Annotated in this window: 9 protein-coding genes; 7 read left to right on the top strand and 2 right to left on the bottom strand. The window is 73.7% G+C overall.

The window, feature by feature from the left end:
* Window positions 1-51 precede the first annotated feature (51 nt).
* The 3 genes from ACGFIR_RS08925 (at window position 52) to ACGFIR_RS08915 (ending at window position 4,843) form a co-directional block, all read left to right on the top strand.
* Window positions 52-1,161: a DegT/DnrJ/EryC1/StrS family aminotransferase gene (locus ACGFIR_RS08925; RefSeq protein ID WP_393006173.1), complete on the top strand. Its 1,110-nt coding sequence runs from the start codon at window positions 52-54 to the stop codon at window positions 1,159-1,161.
* Window positions 1,158-2,195: a Gfo/Idh/MocA family protein gene (locus tag ACGFIR_RS08920; protein ID WP_393006171.1), complete on the top strand. Its 1,038-nt coding sequence runs from the start codon at window positions 1,158-1,160 to the stop codon at window positions 2,193-2,195. The genes ACGFIR_RS08925 and ACGFIR_RS08920 overlap by 4 nt, the downstream gene beginning before the upstream one ends.
* An 83-nt stretch (window positions 2,196-2,278) precedes the next feature.
* Complete coding sequence (locus ACGFIR_RS08915; RefSeq protein ID WP_393006169.1) at window positions 2,279-4,843, top strand: glycosyltransferase; 2,565 nt, start codon at window positions 2,279-2,281, stop codon at window positions 4,841-4,843.
* Window positions 4,844-5,027: 184 nt separating this feature from the next.
* On the opposite strand, the gene ACGFIR_RS08910 is transcribed toward ACGFIR_RS08915, so the two are convergent.
* Complete coding sequence (locus ACGFIR_RS08910; RefSeq protein WP_393144045.1) at window positions 5,028-6,200, bottom strand: acyltransferase; 1,173 nt, start codon at window positions 6,198-6,200, stop codon at window positions 5,028-5,030.
* A gap of 267 nt (window positions 6,201-6,467) precedes the next feature.
* On the opposite strand from ACGFIR_RS08910, the gene ACGFIR_RS08905 reads away from it, so the two are divergent.
* The gene (locus ACGFIR_RS08905) at window positions 6,468-8,039 is read left to right on the top strand and encodes a glycosyltransferase family 4 protein (RefSeq protein ID WP_393144706.1); all 1,572 of its coding nucleotides are present in this window, start codon (window positions 6,468-6,470) and stop codon (window positions 8,037-8,039) included.
* Window positions 8,040-8,242: 203 nt separating this feature from the next.
* Complete coding sequence (locus ACGFIR_RS08900) at window positions 8,243-10,054, top strand: hypothetical protein (RefSeq protein WP_393144043.1); 1,812 nt, start codon at window positions 8,243-8,245, stop codon at window positions 10,052-10,054.
* A 15-nt stretch (window positions 10,055-10,069) separates the two neighbouring features.
* On the opposite strand, the gene ACGFIR_RS08895 is transcribed toward ACGFIR_RS08900, so the two are convergent.
* Complete coding sequence (locus tag ACGFIR_RS08895) at window positions 10,070-11,356, bottom strand: hypothetical protein (RefSeq protein ID WP_393144041.1); 1,287 nt, start codon at window positions 11,354-11,356, stop codon at window positions 10,070-10,072.
* A gap of 288 nt (window positions 11,357-11,644) precedes the next feature.
* On the opposite strand from ACGFIR_RS08895, the gene ACGFIR_RS08890 reads away from it, so the two are divergent.
* Together ACGFIR_RS08890 and ACGFIR_RS08885 are read left to right on the top strand one after the other, a co-directional pair.
* Window positions 11,645-13,216: a glycosyltransferase family 4 protein gene (locus ACGFIR_RS08890; protein ID WP_393144704.1), complete on the top strand. Its 1,572-nt coding sequence runs from the start codon at window positions 11,645-11,647 to the stop codon at window positions 13,214-13,216.
* Window positions 13,213-14,784 (top strand): glycosyltransferase family 2 protein, encoded by a 1,572-nt coding sequence (locus ACGFIR_RS08885; protein WP_393006161.1) that lies wholly within the window; start codon window positions 13,213-13,215, stop codon window positions 14,782-14,784. The genes ACGFIR_RS08890 and ACGFIR_RS08885 overlap by 4 nt, the downstream gene beginning before the upstream one ends.
* Window position 14,785 lies beyond the last annotated feature (1 nt).

The following is a 14,785-nucleotide window of genomic DNA, read 5'->3' as shown; positions in this document are numbered from 1 at the left end:
ATCGCACCCCGAACCCCCACCCGAACACCATCTGACACAGGAGGACGCCCCATGGCTGGGCCCCACCCAGAGTTCATTCCCCCGGCACGGCCGATCATCGGGGAAGCCGAGATCGAGGCGGCTGTTCGGGTGCTCCGGAGCGGCCGGGTGGTGCAGGGTCCCGAGGTCGCGGCCTTCGAGGAGGAGTTCGGCCAGCTGGTCGCCGGGCGGCACTGCGTCGCGGTGAACTCGGGCACCTCCGCCCTGCAACTCACCCTCATGGCCCTCGGCTTCGGCCCGGGTGACGAGGTCATCGTGCCGTCGTTCTCCTTCGCGGCCAGCGCGAACGCCGTCCGGCTGGTCGGTGCCGAGCCGGTCTTCGCGGACATCGAGCCGGGCAGCTTCTGCCTCGACCCGGAGGCGGTCGCCGCCGCGGTCACCCCGCGCACCGTGGCGATCATGCCGGTCCACCTCTACGGCCACCCCGCCGCGATGGACCGGATCATGGCGATCGCGGAGCGGCACGGCCTGGCCGTCGTCGAGGACGCCGCCCAGGCGCACGGCGCCGCGCTGCACGGCACCCCGGTGGGGGCGTTCGGCACCGCCGGCTGCTTCAGCTTCTACCCCACCAAGAACATGCACGCCCTGGAGGGCGGCATGGTCAGCACCGGCGACGCCGGGCTGGCCCGCACGCTGCGGCTGCTGCGCAACCAGGGCATGGAGCAGCGGTACGCCAACGAGATCGTCGGCGCGAACATGCGGATGACCGACGTCGCCGCGGCCATCGGCCGGGTCCAGCTGGGCCAGCTCGACGGGTGGACCGAGCAGCGCCGGGCGAACGCCAAGTTCCTCGACTCGAAGATCACCAGCATGGTGACCCCGCCGGTGGCCGACGCCGCCCGGCACGTCTACCACCAGTACACGGTGCGGGTGCAGGGCGACCGGGACGCCGCCCAGCAGCGCCTCACCGAGCTGGGCATCGGCAACGCCGTCTACTACCCGACCCCGATCCACCGGCTCAAGCCCTACCTGACCGAGGACGGCAAGCCCGGCCCCTGGGACCTGCCGGAGACCGAGCGCGCCGCCGCCGAGGTCGTCTCCCTGCCGGTGCACCCCTCGCTGACCGAGGCCGACCTGGAGCGCATCGCCGAGGGCGCGAACCTGGCCGGGGGTGCCCGGTGAGCGAGGGCCGCAAGCTGCGCGCCGGCCTGATCGGCCTCGGCGCGATGGGCCGCAACCACGCCCGCATCCTCGCGGGTCTGGACGGCGTCGAGCTGATCGGCATCGTCGACCCGGCCGGCGACACGACCGGCACGCTGCGGGCGCCGGTCGTGCCCGAGCTCGGTGACCTGCTCGCCCTCGGCGTCGACTACGCGGTGGTGGCCTGCCCGACGGCGCTGCACGAGCAGGTCGGCCTGGAACTGGCCGCCAACGGCGTCAGCGCCCTGATCGAGAAGCCCCTCGCGCAGAGCGTGGACGCGGCGCTGCGGCTGGTGGAGGCCTTCGAGGCCGCCGGCCTGGTGGCCGGCGTCGGGCACATCGAGCGGTACAACCCCGCCCTGCAGAACCTGCGCACCCGGCTGGAGGCGGGCGAGCTGGGCGAGGTCTACCAGGTCGTCACCCGCCGGCAGGGCCCCTTCCCGCACCGCATCGCCGACGTCGGCGTGGTGATGGACCTGGCCACCCACGACATCGACCTGACCAGCTGGGTGACCGGCCAGGAATACACCTCGGTGTCGGCCCGCACGGTCTCCCGCAGCGGGCGGCTGCACGAGGACATGGTCGCCGTGGTGGGGCAGCTCGCCGACGGCACCATGGTCAACCACCTGGTCAACTGGCTGAGCCCGCTCAAGGAGCGGTCCACGGTGATCACCGGTGAGCGGGGCTGCTTCGTCGCCGACACCCTGACCGCCGACCTCACCTTCTACGCCAACGGCGCCATCGGCACCGAGTGGGAGGCGCTGCGCGCGTTCCGGGGCGTCGCCGAGGGCGACATGGTGCGCTACGCGATCCCCAAGCGTGAGCCGCTGCTGGTCGAGCACGAGCGCTTCCGGGACGCCGTCGAGGGCAAGGCGAGCGACATCGTGACCCTGCGCCAGGGTCTGCGTACGGTCGAGGTGGCCGGCGCCGTCCTGCGTTCCGCGACCGACGGCAGCACGATCACCGTGGGGACGAGCACCGCCTCCCCGGCGGGGGACACCGTCCCCACCCGCTGAGCACGGGCGACCGCGGTCCGCGTGCGGCGGACCGCGGTCGGCAGCCTCGACCGCCAGCCCTCCTCCCCACCGAAGGACAGCGAATGTCAACGCCCCGCCGAGCGCCGCGGCTCGTCGTACTGGTCGCCAACGGCATCACCGGCGACTCCCGCGTCCAGAAGACCGCCATCGCCGCGGCCCGCGACGGCTGGGACGTGGTCCTGGTGGGCCGGAGCAGCCGTAAGAAGGGCGAGCCGGAGCGCTCCGCCATGGGGCCGATCCAGGTCATCCGGGTTCCGGTGCCGCAGACCCTGGCCCGCCGGCCCGCCCGGGAGCACAAGATCCGCCGTACGCTGACGCAGTTCGGCATTCCGGACAAGTCCGCGCTGGCCCGCTACCGCGCCTCGCACCAGGCCTGGCTCCGGTCGCAGACGGCGAAGCGCAAGCCTCCGCCGCGTGCCTGGCTGCGGGCGCACGAGGCGGTCCACCAGTTCCGGCTGCGGGCCTGGGGTTGGGAACAGTTCCACAGCACCCAGCCGCTGCCGCCGACCGGCGACTGGCGGACCGACTGGCCGACGCTGCTCGACATCGACCTGGCGTTCGGGCCGGTGCTGGAGGAACTGGCGCCGGACGTCATCCACGCCAACGACATCAACACGATCCCGACCGCGGCGATGAGTGCCGCGCGGCTGCGGGCGCGCGGGCGCGGCTGCGTCTGGCTCTACGACGCCCACGAGTACGTGCAGGGCGTCGCCTGGCCCAAGCCGCAGCAGGCCAGCGGCGTACGGGCCGCCGAGCGGGAGTTCATCGGCCGGGCGGACGCGGTGGTCACCGTCTCCGAACAGATCGCGGAGAAGCTGCAGACCGAGTACGGGCTGCCGAAGACCCCGCTGGTGGTGGGCAACTCGCCGGTGCGCGACGGCATCCGCAGCGGTGCCGTGACCGCCTCGGTACGGGAGCGCGCCGGCGTCGCCGAGGGCGTGCCGCTGATGGTGTACGCGGGCTGGATCGGCAAGGAACGCGGGCTGGACACCGTGATCGCGGCCCTGCCCCAGCTGCCGGAGCACCACCTGGCCCTGGTCAGCGGGCGGATGACCCCGCTGCTGGAGGAACTGCTCGCCCGGGCCGAGGCGACCGGCACGCGGGGCCGGGTGCACGTGGTCCCCTACGTCGCGCCGTACGAGGTCGCCGACTACCTCAGCTCCGCCGATCTCGGCCTGATCCCGTTCCAGCGCACCCCGAACTGCGAGTTGTCCCTGCCGACCAAGGTCTCCGAGTACCTGCACGCTGGCCTTCCCCTGGTGACGAGCGACGTGCAGGTGGTCCGGGCGTTCGTCGAGGGGCACGACATCGGCGAGACGTTCACCTCGGGCGACGTGGCGGGCTTCGTGGAGGCGGTACGCCGGGCCACCGCCCGCCGGGCCGAGCTGGCCGCGCACATCACCGAGCCGATCCTCGACGACCTGTCCTGGGAGCGGCAGAGCAGCAAGCTGCTCCAGCTCTACCGGGACCTCTCGGGCGTCGCACCGGCCGGTCCGCGCGAGGTGCCGTGGACGGTGCAGGAGCGTCCGGTCGCCGCGCCGTCGACGGGCACCGCCGAGCGGCGGCCCCTGGAAGGCTGGCGTGAACTCGGCGACACGCCGATCCGCCTCGGTCTCGGCCCGGCCAACTACGCCGGCCAGGCCGCCGCCTTCGCCAGGGCCATCTGCCGGGACAACGCCGACGTGTCGGTGCAGGTGGTGATGAACAAGCTGCCCGGCTCGTTCGACTACCCGGCGGACATCTACCTCGACTCCCTGCGCCAGCCGGAACTCGACTTCCAGATGGAGCAGCTCAACCGGGTGCTCAGCCAGTACACCCACGTGCTGGTCGACGCGTTCATGCCGCTGTTCGGCCAGCTCAACGGCGACAACATCGAAGGTGACCTGCCGGCGCTGCGCAAGGCCGGGATCAAGGTCGCGCTGCTGGCGCACGGCAGCGAGATCCGGCACCCGGACCGGCACCAGCAGCGGCACGAGTTCTCCCTGTTCCGGGACGCGCCCGACGGGATCGCGGCGAAGCTGCGGAAGAAGGCCGAGCGCAACCGCCGGGTGGCCGAGGAGTGCGGGCTGCCGGCCTTCGTGACCACGCCGGACCTGCTCGAGGACCTGCCGTGGGCGACGTGGGCCCCGCTGGTGGTGGACGTCGACGCCTGGGCCTGCGACCGGCCGGTGATGCAGCGGCCCCGACCGCTGGTGCTGCACGCGCCGTCCAAGCGGTGGACCAAGGGCACCGACCGGATCCTGCCGGCGATGCAGGCCCTGCACGACCGGGGCGTCATCGAGCTGCGGCTGGCCGAGGGGGTCGCCTGGGCGGAGATGCGGGAGTTGGTCCGCGACTGCGACCTGGTGCTCGACCAGTTCACCACGGGCAGCTTCGGCACCTTCGCCGTCGAGGCGATGGCGGCCGGCAAGCCGGTGGTGGCCTACCTCAGCGAGCAGGTCACGAAGACCGTCGGTGGTGACCTGCCGATCGTCAACGCCACCCCGACCAGCCTCACCGGGGTCGTCGAGTCCCTGCTCGACGACCGGGACGCGACCGCCAAGATCGGCCTCGCCTCCGCCCAGTACGCCCGCACCTACCACGACGGCACCTGGACGGCCCGCCAGCTCACCTCGTTCCTCGGCTGAGCCGACGCGGTCCGACGGCCGCCCGCCTCCCGCTTCGGCGGATGGAGGCGGGCGGCCGTCGGCCGTGGTGGCACTGCCCGACCGACGGCGACGGCCCGGACGATCGGAATCGTCCGGGCCGTCGCCGTCGGCCGGGCCGTCGAAGGCGGGGGCCCTCGACGCCGGGCGCCGTCGGTGCCAGCGGTCAGAAGACCGCCCGCACGTACGGGATCCGGGCCGCCACCATCGAGACGGCGAAGGAGATCACCAGCACGGCCGGGTAGGTCAACCCGATGGCCTCCAGCGACCGCCCGGCCTTCACCTCCGGAATCAGCTGCCGGAAGACCTCGAAGACGAGCAGGTGGATCAGGAACACCCCGAACGAGGCGTCGGAGAGGCGGGTCACCAGGCGGCCCACCGCGGGGCGCCAGGTGATCCGGGACCCGATGCTCACCGAGGCCATGAAGATCAGCAGGGTGGCGGCGGCGACCAGCGTGCCGGTCGCCATCACCGGGAAGGTGGCCTGGAGCAGGCGGTGCTGGGGCGCCACCCCGAACTGCCAGATCGCCTCGGCCAGCAGCAGGCCGGCGCCGATCAGGGCGAGCACCGTCCAGAGCCGGTTGAGCACCACCCGGCGCAGGGCCCAGCCGGCGATGAAGAAGCCGACGTACGGCCACCAGCGGTTCCAGCTGGTCAGGATGTTCGGACGGGAGTCGCCGAGCATGAGGGCGATGCCCGGGATCATGTAGGCGACCATGGTCCAGCCCAGCGCGACCCCGGCGGTGATCAGCGCCCGGTGCCGCCCGCCGGCGTGCAGGAACGGCGCGATGACGGGCGCGAGCACGTAGAGCCCGGCGATCAGCCACAGGAAGTACAGCGCGGTGAAGACCTTGCCGTCGATCAGCAGGCGGGTCAGCAGGGTGAGGCTCACCTCCTCGCCCCGCATCGCCATCCGTACCACGACCACGTACACCACGTGCCAGACGATCATGGCAGGGAGGATCCGGGCGAAGCGCTTGCGGTAGAACGCGGCCGGGCCGGCCCGGTGTGCCCGCGGATCGAGCACGAACGCCCCGCTGATCATGATGAACGCGGGCACGGTCCAGATCGCCCCGATGTCGATCGCCGTGGCCACCCACCAGCCGAGGTTGCCGCGCAGGTCGTCCTGGCCGACGATGACGCCGAAGACGTGGATGGCCACCACGCCGCAGATCGCCACGACCCGCAGCGCGTCCAGCCCGTACTCGCGTGGCGGCGGTCCGCCGGCCCGGCTCTCCGGGACCGTGGTGGCGGCGGCGTCCGACCGGTGCGGGGTCGGTGACGATGCGGGGCCGGCCTCGGCGGCCGGCGCGACGTTGACAGGGTGGGAGGCGGTCACCGGGCCATGCTAGTGCCCCGGGCCGCCCCGTCGACCGCCCCGCCGCGGCCGGAGCGAGGCGCCCCTGCGGTGCCGCCGTGGCGGACCGGGCAGCTCCGACGCGGGCGCCGTCCGGGTCCTCGGTGCGGGGCGGTGTTCGGGTCCTCGGTGGGGGCGCCGTCGAAGCCGTACACTCGCCGGGGCCCGACGGGCCGTACAGAACGAGGAGGCACCATGACCGACGGCGCCGCCGGACCGGCCGCCCCCGCCACCCGGGGCCGGGTGGTCATGCTCGTGGACAACGGCGTCGAGGGCGACTCCCGGGTGCAGAAGACCGCCGCCTCGGCCGCCGAGGCCGGCTGGGAGGTGGTCCTGCTGGGCCGCTCGGCCACCGGCAAGGCGCAGAAGTGGCAGCTCGGCGGGGCCGAGGTCCGGCTGCTGCCGATGACCACCTCGCTCGCCCGGCCGCCGCACGAGTTCCGCCGCCACTGGGTGCGCGGCCCGCTGGCCTACCCGCCCACCGGGATCGCGGCCCGCCGCGAGCAGGAGGTGCGCGCCCGCCGCGCCGACCTGGAGGCGCGCCTCGGCGCGCTGAGCGAGGCCCACGGCGAGCGGCGCTCCTCCGCCGGGCTGGCACTGAGCCGGCAGCTGCTGCGCGGCGAACTGCTGGCGACGAAGGTGACGCGTCGCTGGGTGTCGCTGCGGCGCCGCCAGCTCAGCCGGGCCCAGGAGGTACGCAAGGGCCTGGCCACCCCGGTCGACCTGCTCTACACGCGGTTCTGGCAGACGGTCGCCGGCGACCGCGCCTGGCGGCGGCTCGACCCGGCGCTGTGGGACTTCGAGCTGGCCTTCGGGCCGGTGGTCGACAAGCTGCGGCCGGATCTGATCCACGCCAACGACTTCCGGATGCTGGGGGTCGGCGCGCGGGCCAAGCTGCGGGCCGCCGCCAAGGGCCGGCGCGTCGCGTTGGTCTGGGACGCCCACGAGTTCCTGCCCGGCATCCGGCGCTGGAACGACAGCCCCCGGTGGCTGCCGGCCAACACTGCGCACGAGCGGGAGTACGCCCCGTACGCCGACGCGGTCCTCACCGTCTCCGACGGACTGGCCGATCTGCTGCGCGAGCGGCACGGGCTGCCCGAGCAGCCCACCGTCGTGCTGAACACCCCGAGCAGCGCGGACGCGGCGGGCGGCGGCGACGGGGTGCCCGACATCCGCGAGCTGTGCGGGATCGGGCCGGACGTCCCGCTGCTGGTCTACAGCGGAGCCGCCGCCGAACAGCGGGGTCTCGGCATCATGGTCGAGGCGCTCACCGAACTACCCGACGCCCACGTGGCGCTGGTGGTGCCCCGACCGGCCGCCCCGTACGTGAAGGGCCTGGTGGTGCGGGCGGGGGAGTTGGGGGTGGCCGGGCGGGTGCATGTGTTGCCGTATGTGCCGCATCATCAGGTGGTGCCGTTCCTGTCGGGGGCTTCGGTGGGGGTCATTCCGATTCATCACTGGCCGAATCATGAGATCGCGTTGATTACGAAGTTCTTCGAGTATTCGCATGCGCGGTTGCCGTTGGTGGTGAGTGATGTGCGGACGATGGCGGAGACGGTGCGGTCGACGGGTCAGGGTGAGGTGTTCCGGGCGGAGGATGTGGGGGACTTCGTGCGGGTGGTGCGGGGGGTGTTGGCGGATCCGGGGCGTTATCGGGAGGTGTACGGGCGTCCGGGGTTGTTGGAGTCGTGGACGTGGGAGGCGCAGGCGCGGGTGCTCGACGGCGTCTACTCCCGACTGCTGCCGGACCACCCGCCCGCCCCGACGCGGGGACCGGTGGCCGGGCCCGCACCTGATTCCCCGCGGCAGCTTCCGGTCTGACCGACGCGTCGGATTCGCGGCGGCGAACCCGCTGGAGCCGGCGGCGACGGGCCCGGGAGCGGCTCGGAACGGGCGGTGACGAGGCTCGGACCGGGGCGGTGACGAGGCCCGGACCGGGGCGGTGACGAGGCCCGGACCGGGCGGCGACGCGCCCCGGCGCGATGGCGCCGTGGAGCGTGTCGCGATGAGTAGGATCGGGCACCGTGACCGCAGCGCACCCCCCGGCGAACGACCTGTCCACCGACACCGCCGAGGAGGGCGCCCCGGCTGCTCCGCCCCGGGAGACCCGCCGGCGCCGGCCCGACCTCGTCGCCGTGCTCGTCCTGCTCGCCGGCGCGCTCTGGGTGACCGCCCGGGGCTGGCGTGACGTGTACGGCCGGGTGCTGGGCGCGCAGCCGGCGGACCAGGACTTCAACGAGTGGATGCTGGCCCACGCGGCGCACGCCGTGGCCAACCTGGAGAACCCGTTCTTCACGAGGTTGCAGAACGCCCCCGACGGGGTGAACCTGATGACGAACGTGGGCATCCAGCTGCCCGGCGTCCTGCTCGCGCCGGTCACCCTGCTCGGCGGCGCGGCGCTGTCGTACCTGGTGCTGATGACCCTCAACCTGGCCGGCACCGGGCTCGCCTGGTACTGGGTGCTCTCCCGGCACGTGGTCGGCAACCGTGCGGCGGCGCTGGTCGGCGCCGCCTGCTGCGCCTTCGCGCCGGCCCTGGTCTCGCACAGCAACGGTCACCCGCACATCACCGCGCAGTGGCTGATCCCGTTCATCGTGTGGCGGGTGGCCCGACTGACGCGTGGCGGGCGCCCGCTGCGGGACGGGCTCATCCTCGGCGCGCTGATCTCCGCGCAGTTCTTCGTCAGCGTCGAGATCCTCTTCATCCTCGCCCTGGCCTGCGTGATGGCGCTGCTGGGCCACGTGCTGTTCCGGCCCCGGGCGGCGTGGGCCGCGGCTCCCCGGGCGCTGGCGGTGCTGGGTGTGGCCGGCGTACTGACCCTGCTGGTGACGGCGTACCCGCTCTGGATGCAGTTCCTCGGCCCGCAGCACCGCAGCGGGCACCCCACCGATCCCGACAAGTACGCGCTACGGCTCGCCTCCTACTTCAGCTACGCGACCGAGTCGCTCGCCGGCGGCCCGCAGGGCGACCGCCGGCTGGCCGCCAACGTGACCGAGGAGGCCAGCTTCTACGGCTGGCCGTTGGTGCTGGTGGCCGTCGCCGCGCTGGTCTGGCTGCGCCGGGAGCACCTGGTGCGGGTGCTGGGGTTCACGGCGGTGCTGGCCGCGCTCTTCTCGCTGGGCAACACGATCAACTGGGCGGTCCGCGGGCCCGGTGTCCCCGGCCCGTTCCGCCTGTTGAACGGCCTGCCGGTGGTCGACGCGATGGTGGTGGCCCGGTTCGCACTGATCACCACGGCCGCCCTCGGGGTGCTCGTCGCGGTGGTGGTGGACCGGTTGCTCTCCGACCGGATGCCGACCCGGGTGGGCGTGGTCCCCGTCCGGCCGGTGGCCGCGGTGGTGCTCGCCGTGGCCCTGGTGCCGCTGCTGCCGACCCCGCTGCCGGCCGTGGGGCGCCCGGAGGTGCCCCGGTTCGTCACCGCCGGCGGATGGCGGGACCACGTCGCGCCCGGGCGGACGCTGGTGCCGGTGCCCGTGGAGAACATGACCTCGGTGCGCTGGGGCGCCGCCGCGGGCGTCGGCTTCGCCGTGCCGCAGGGCTACTTCCTCGGCCCGACCTCGCCCACCGACGACACCGGCCGGTGGGGGGTGGACCCCCGACCCACCGCCGTCCTGCTGACGGAGGTGGCCACGGGTGACCGCCCGGCGCCGGTCACCCTGACCCCCGCCGAACGCGCGCAGGCGGCGCTGGACGTCCGGCACTGGCGCGCGGACGCCGTGGTGCTGCCGCGGCATCCCCGCGCCGAGGCGCTCCGTTCGGCGCTGGACGCGTGCTTCGGCCCGGGCCGGCGCGTCGAGGACGTCTGGCTCTGGGACGTCCGTCCGTTGACCCGCTGACCGCCTGGGCGGTTCCTACTCCCGGGGCTGGCCCGGCGCGACCGTGGTGTCCGACGCGGGCGCCGGAGCGGGTCGGGCCGGCCTCCCCAGCAGCATGGCGAGGCCCACCACCACCGGCAGCCAGATGACCAGGATCAGCCGGTCGGCCTCGGACGGCTTCGGGTGGGCCACCAGCGTGAGCAGTCCGGTCGCTCCGGCCGTGGCGAAGAGCAGCGCGGCCCGGCCGGGCAGCGCCCGGAACAGGGCGGCGAAGCCGATCAGCAGCAGGGCCAGGAACGGCGAGGCGGCCAGCGGCGCACCCCCGTTCCACCAGGCGTTGAGCTGGGCGGGCCAGAACTCCCGGTTCAGCTCCACCAGGCGCGGCCACGGGTCGGGGACGTCCGGCCGGGTGAAGTGCACGGTGAACTTGTCCTGGAGCGTCTCCGCCGCGCCGGGGATGTCCAGCGCGGCGCTGAGGCCGAGCCAGACCGCCGTGGCCACGCCGCAGGCGGCGGTGAGCACGAGCAGTCCCGGCTCCCGACCGGCGCGGCGGCGCAGCAGGGTCAGCACGCCGAACACCCCCGTCAGCGCCGCCGACAGCAGCAGGCCGGTGGCCGGCCGGGTGACGGTCGAGGCGAGCAGCCCCGCCGCCACCACACCGCCGAGCAGCAGCCGCCTGCGGGTCGATCCGCCCGGCCGGAGCAGGGGCAGCGCGGCGCAGAGCGCGGCCAACGCGAACATCGTCGCGCCGGCCTCGGCCAGCAGCCGGCTCAACCAGAAACCGGTGGGCAGCAGGAAGAGCAGCGCGGTGGCCGCGAGCGAGCTGAGCAGACCGCCGCCGAGCAGCCGGACCGCCAGGGCCGCCAACACGCCGGCCAGTACGGCGAGCGCGGCGGTGACCAGCACCATGCCCCGTTCCCCGAAGGCCAGCACGAACGGCGCCGCCATCAGCGAGTACCCGGGGCGGGTGGTGAAGATCCGCTGGTAACGCGGGGGCATGCTGGCCGCCCACTGCCGGGTGGCGGTGACGCAGGAGACGCCCGGCCGAGGGCTCGGCATGCCCTGGCGGCAGACCAGCCGGGCGGCGAACCGGTCCGCCTCGGCGGACGGCGTGCCGGTCACGGTGGCCGCCTGCCGGGCGTACCAGTAGGTGTCCGGGTAGGCGTGCCTCGGCGCGGTCTCCCAGCGGCCCCACCACAGCACGCTGCCGAGCGCGGCGGCGGCGAGCAGGCCGAGCACCAGCCGGACGCGGGCACGGCGGGCGTCGCGGGTGGCCGGAGCCGTGTCCGCCGACGGGGCACCGAATGTTTGGTTACTCGACATCTCGCCCTACTTCCGGCGGAACGTATCCGGCTGACAGTTTCCTCGTGCACAGCGCGCAACGACGCGGCGGGCGCCGGGACGGACAGCGGGGAGGGTACGCTCCGGGGCGCGCGGAGGCGATGCCGACCCGCGCTTTCCCACAATCCATGGTGCGGGGGCGCCGGTCGGCGGTCTCGTACAATCGCTCGGGATCCGGGCCGGATGGACCCGGCCGGACGGCACCGGGCAGAGGCGGAGAAGCAGACGATGGGGCTGAACGGCGGCGCCGGCGCCCGGGGGCGTGTTGTCATGCTGGTCGACAACGGGGTCATCGGCGACTCCCGGGTACAGAAGGCCGCCCGCTCGGCCGCCGACGCCGGCTGGGAGGTCGTCCTGCTCGGCCGGACAGCCGCCGGGAAGTCCCAGAGCTGGCAGCTCGGCGACGCCGAGGTACGCCTGCTGCCGATGCCCGAGCCGCTCGCCAAGCGCCGGCACGAGTTCCGCCGTTCCTGGCTGCGCTGGCCGCTGGCGTACCCGCCCACCGGAATCGCCGCGCACCGCAGCCAGGCGATGAAGGCCTGGCGGGCGGACCTGACCTTCCGCCGGGCGGAGCTGACGGTGGCCGCCCGCGACGGTGGGGCCGGCCGCCCGTCACCGCTGCGGTGGCACGCGCTGCGCGCGGAGGAACTGGCCGCCGGAGTGACCCGTCGCTGGGTCTCGCTCCGCCACCGGCAGCTCACCCGGTCCCGGCGCGGCCGCAAGCGGCTGGACGGGCCGCTGGACCGGGCGTACACGAAGTTCTGGCAGGCCGTGCAGGGCGACGGCGCCTGGCGCCGGCTGGAGCCGGGGCTGTGGGACTACGAGCTGGCCTACGGCGCGACGATCGACGAACTCCGGCCGGACCTGATCCACGCCAACGACTTCCGGATGCTGGGGGTGGCCGCGCGGGCCAAGCTGCGGGCCGCCGCCAAGGGTCGCCGGATCGCGGTCGTCTGGGACGCCCACGAGTACCTGCCCGGCGTGCAGGCGTGGCGCGACAACGTCCGGTGGCTGCCCGGCAACATGGCCCACGAGCGGGAGTTCGTGCCGTACGCCGACGCGGCGACGACCGTCTCCGGCGGGCTGGCCGACCTGTTGCAGCAGGAGCACGGCCTGGCCGAACGGCCCGAGGTCGTGCTCAACGCCCCCTCGCTGGCCGAGCTGCCCGGTCCCGGCGACGAGCCCGCGCCGGACATCCGCCAGCTGTGCGGGATCGGGCCGGACGTGCCGCTGCTGGTCTACAGCGGTGTCGCCGCCGCGCGGCGGGGCCTCGACGTCATGGTCGAGGCGCTGCCGCAACTGCCCGGGGCGCACGCCGCCTTCGTGGTCAACAAGCCCGACTCCGCGTACGTGCAGGGGCTGGTGGTGCGGGCGGGGGAGTTGGGGGTGGCCGGGCGGGTGCATGTGTTGCCGTATGTGCCGCATCATCAGGTGGTGCCGTTCCTGTCGGGGGCTTCGGTGGGGGTCATTCCGATTCATCACTGGCCGAATCATGAGATCGCGTTGATTACGAAGTTCTTCGAGTATTCGCATGCGCGGTTGCCGTTGGTGGTGAGTGATGTGCGGACGATGGCGGAGACGGTGCGGTCGACGGGTCAGGGTGAGGTGTTCCGGGCGGAGGATGTGGGGGACTTCGTGCGGGTGGTGCGGGGGGTGTTGGCGGATCCGGGGCGTTATCGGGAGGTGTACGGGCGTCCGGGGTTGTTGGAGTCGTGGACGTGGGAGGCGCAGGCGCGGGTGCTCGACGGCGTCTACTCCCGACTGCTGCCCGCCGGTTCCGGTGCCGGCGGTGACGACACCACGCCGGGCGCGGAACCACCGGCCCTGCGGGTCGGCGCGTGAGCACGCCCGACGTGACGGTGGTGACCGCCGTCTACAACACGATGCCGGACCTGACCCGGTGCCTGACCTCCCTCGTGGAGCAGACCATCGGGCTGGACCGGCTGGAGGTCGTCGCGGTCGACGACGGCTCCACCGACGGCAGCGGCGCGGAGCTCGACCGCTTCGCGGCGGCGTACCCGGGCACCGTGAAGGTGCTGCACCAGGCGAACTCGGGCGGCCCCGCGGCCCCCAGCAACCGCGCGCTCGACCACGCCACCGGCCGCTACGTCCTGTTCATCGGCGCCGACGACCACCTCGGGCCGGAGGCGCTGGCCCGGATGGTGGCCGCGGCCGACGAGTGGGGCTCCGACGTGCTGCTGGGCCGGATGGTCGGGGTCAACGAGCGCTACGTCCACCAGGCGATCTTCGAGAGCACCCGGGCCGAGGTGGACCTCTTCGCCTCCGCGCTGCCGTTCGCACTGTCGAACACCAAGCTGTTCCGGCGCGACCTGATCGAGAAGCACGCGCTGCGCTTCCCGGAGGACATGCCGGTCGGCAGCGACCAGCCGTTCACCCTGGAGGCCTGCCTGCGGGCCGGGCGGATCTCGGTGCTCGCCGACTACGACTACTACTACGCGGTCAAGCGGCTGAACGCCGGCAACATCACCTACCGCAGCAACCACCTCGCGCGGCTGCGGGGCGTCGAGCGCATCGTCGACGTGGTGGCGGAGCTGATCGAGCCCGGCGAGCGCCGCGACGCGATCCTGTACCGGCACTTCACCTGGGAGATCGCCAAGCTGCTCCAGGACGACTTCCTCACGCTGGAGCCCGACGTCCAGGAGCAGGTCCGCGCGGGGGTGGCGAACCTGGCCCGCAAGCACCTCACCGACCGGATCCGGGACCAGCTGGGCGTCACCGCCCGGGTCCGCATCGGCGCCGCCTGGCTCGGGTCGCTCGCCGACCTGCGCGCGGTGATCAGGCAGGACGCCGAGGAGGGTCTGCCGCCCACGGTGGTGCAGGACGAGCGCTGGTACGCCCTGTACCCTGGCTTCGGTGACCCCCGTTCCGCCCTGTCGGAGGAATGGTTCGAGGTCAGCCGGTCCGAGGCCAGGTGGCTCGCCCGGCTGGAGGCGGTCTCCGCGACCTGGTCTCCCGACCGGGGCGGGGAGAGGACGTTGACGGTCGCCGCGCGCAGCCCGTGGCCGGAGCTGGCCGAGCTCGCCGACGGCGGCCTCACCTTCAAGGTGGGTTCGGCCGACGGCACGGTCACCGGCCTGACGGAAGATCCGCTGGGCACGACCGTCCGGGTCTCGTTCCGGGCCGCGGACCTGCTCGCGGGCCTGCCGTCGGGCGGGCGGACCCGGACCGTCCGGGTCACCGCCGTGGTGGCCGGGAACAGCGGTTCCACCCCGCTGCGCGGGCCACGTCCGCCGGTGCGGCAGCGGGTGCTCCACCGACAGGGCGGACAGCTGTACGTCTTCACCACGACCACGAACCACAAGGGCCACCTGGTGATCGCCGTCTCGCCGGTGACGCTGCGCCGGGTGGTGGCCCGCCTGCGGCGCAGGCTTCCACTAGGAGGAAAGTAGT

This window comes from Micromonospora sp. NPDC049051 (assembly GCF_043197575.1).
GTDB lineage: Bacteria > Actinomycetota > Actinomycetes > Mycobacteriales > Micromonosporaceae > Micromonospora.
The sequence above is the reverse complement of the archived record's forward strand: the minus strand, read 5'-3'. Positions and strand labels throughout refer to the sequence as shown.

What these genes read in the sequence shown, in the direction of transcription:
- ACGFIR_RS08925 (WP_393006173.1), top strand. Translation starts at nt 52, where the DNA reads ATGGCTGGGCCCCACCCAGAGTTCATTCCCCCGGCACGGCCGATCATC.
- ACGFIR_RS08915 (WP_393006169.1), top strand. Translation starts at nt 2,279, where the DNA reads ATGTCAACGCCCCGCCGAGCGCCGCGGCTCGTCGTACTGGTCGCCAAC.
- ACGFIR_RS08905 (WP_393144706.1), top strand. Translation starts at nt 6,468, where the DNA reads ATGCTCGTGGACAACGGCGTCGAGGGCGACTCCCGGGTGCAGAAGACC.
- ACGFIR_RS08895 (WP_393144041.1), bottom strand. Translation starts at nt 11,356, where the DNA reads ATGTCGAGTAACCAAACATTCGGTGCCCCGTCGGCGGACACGGCTCCG.
- ACGFIR_RS08890 (WP_393144704.1), top strand. Translation starts at nt 11,645, where the DNA reads ATGCTGGTCGACAACGGGGTCATCGGCGACTCCCGGGTACAGAAGGCC.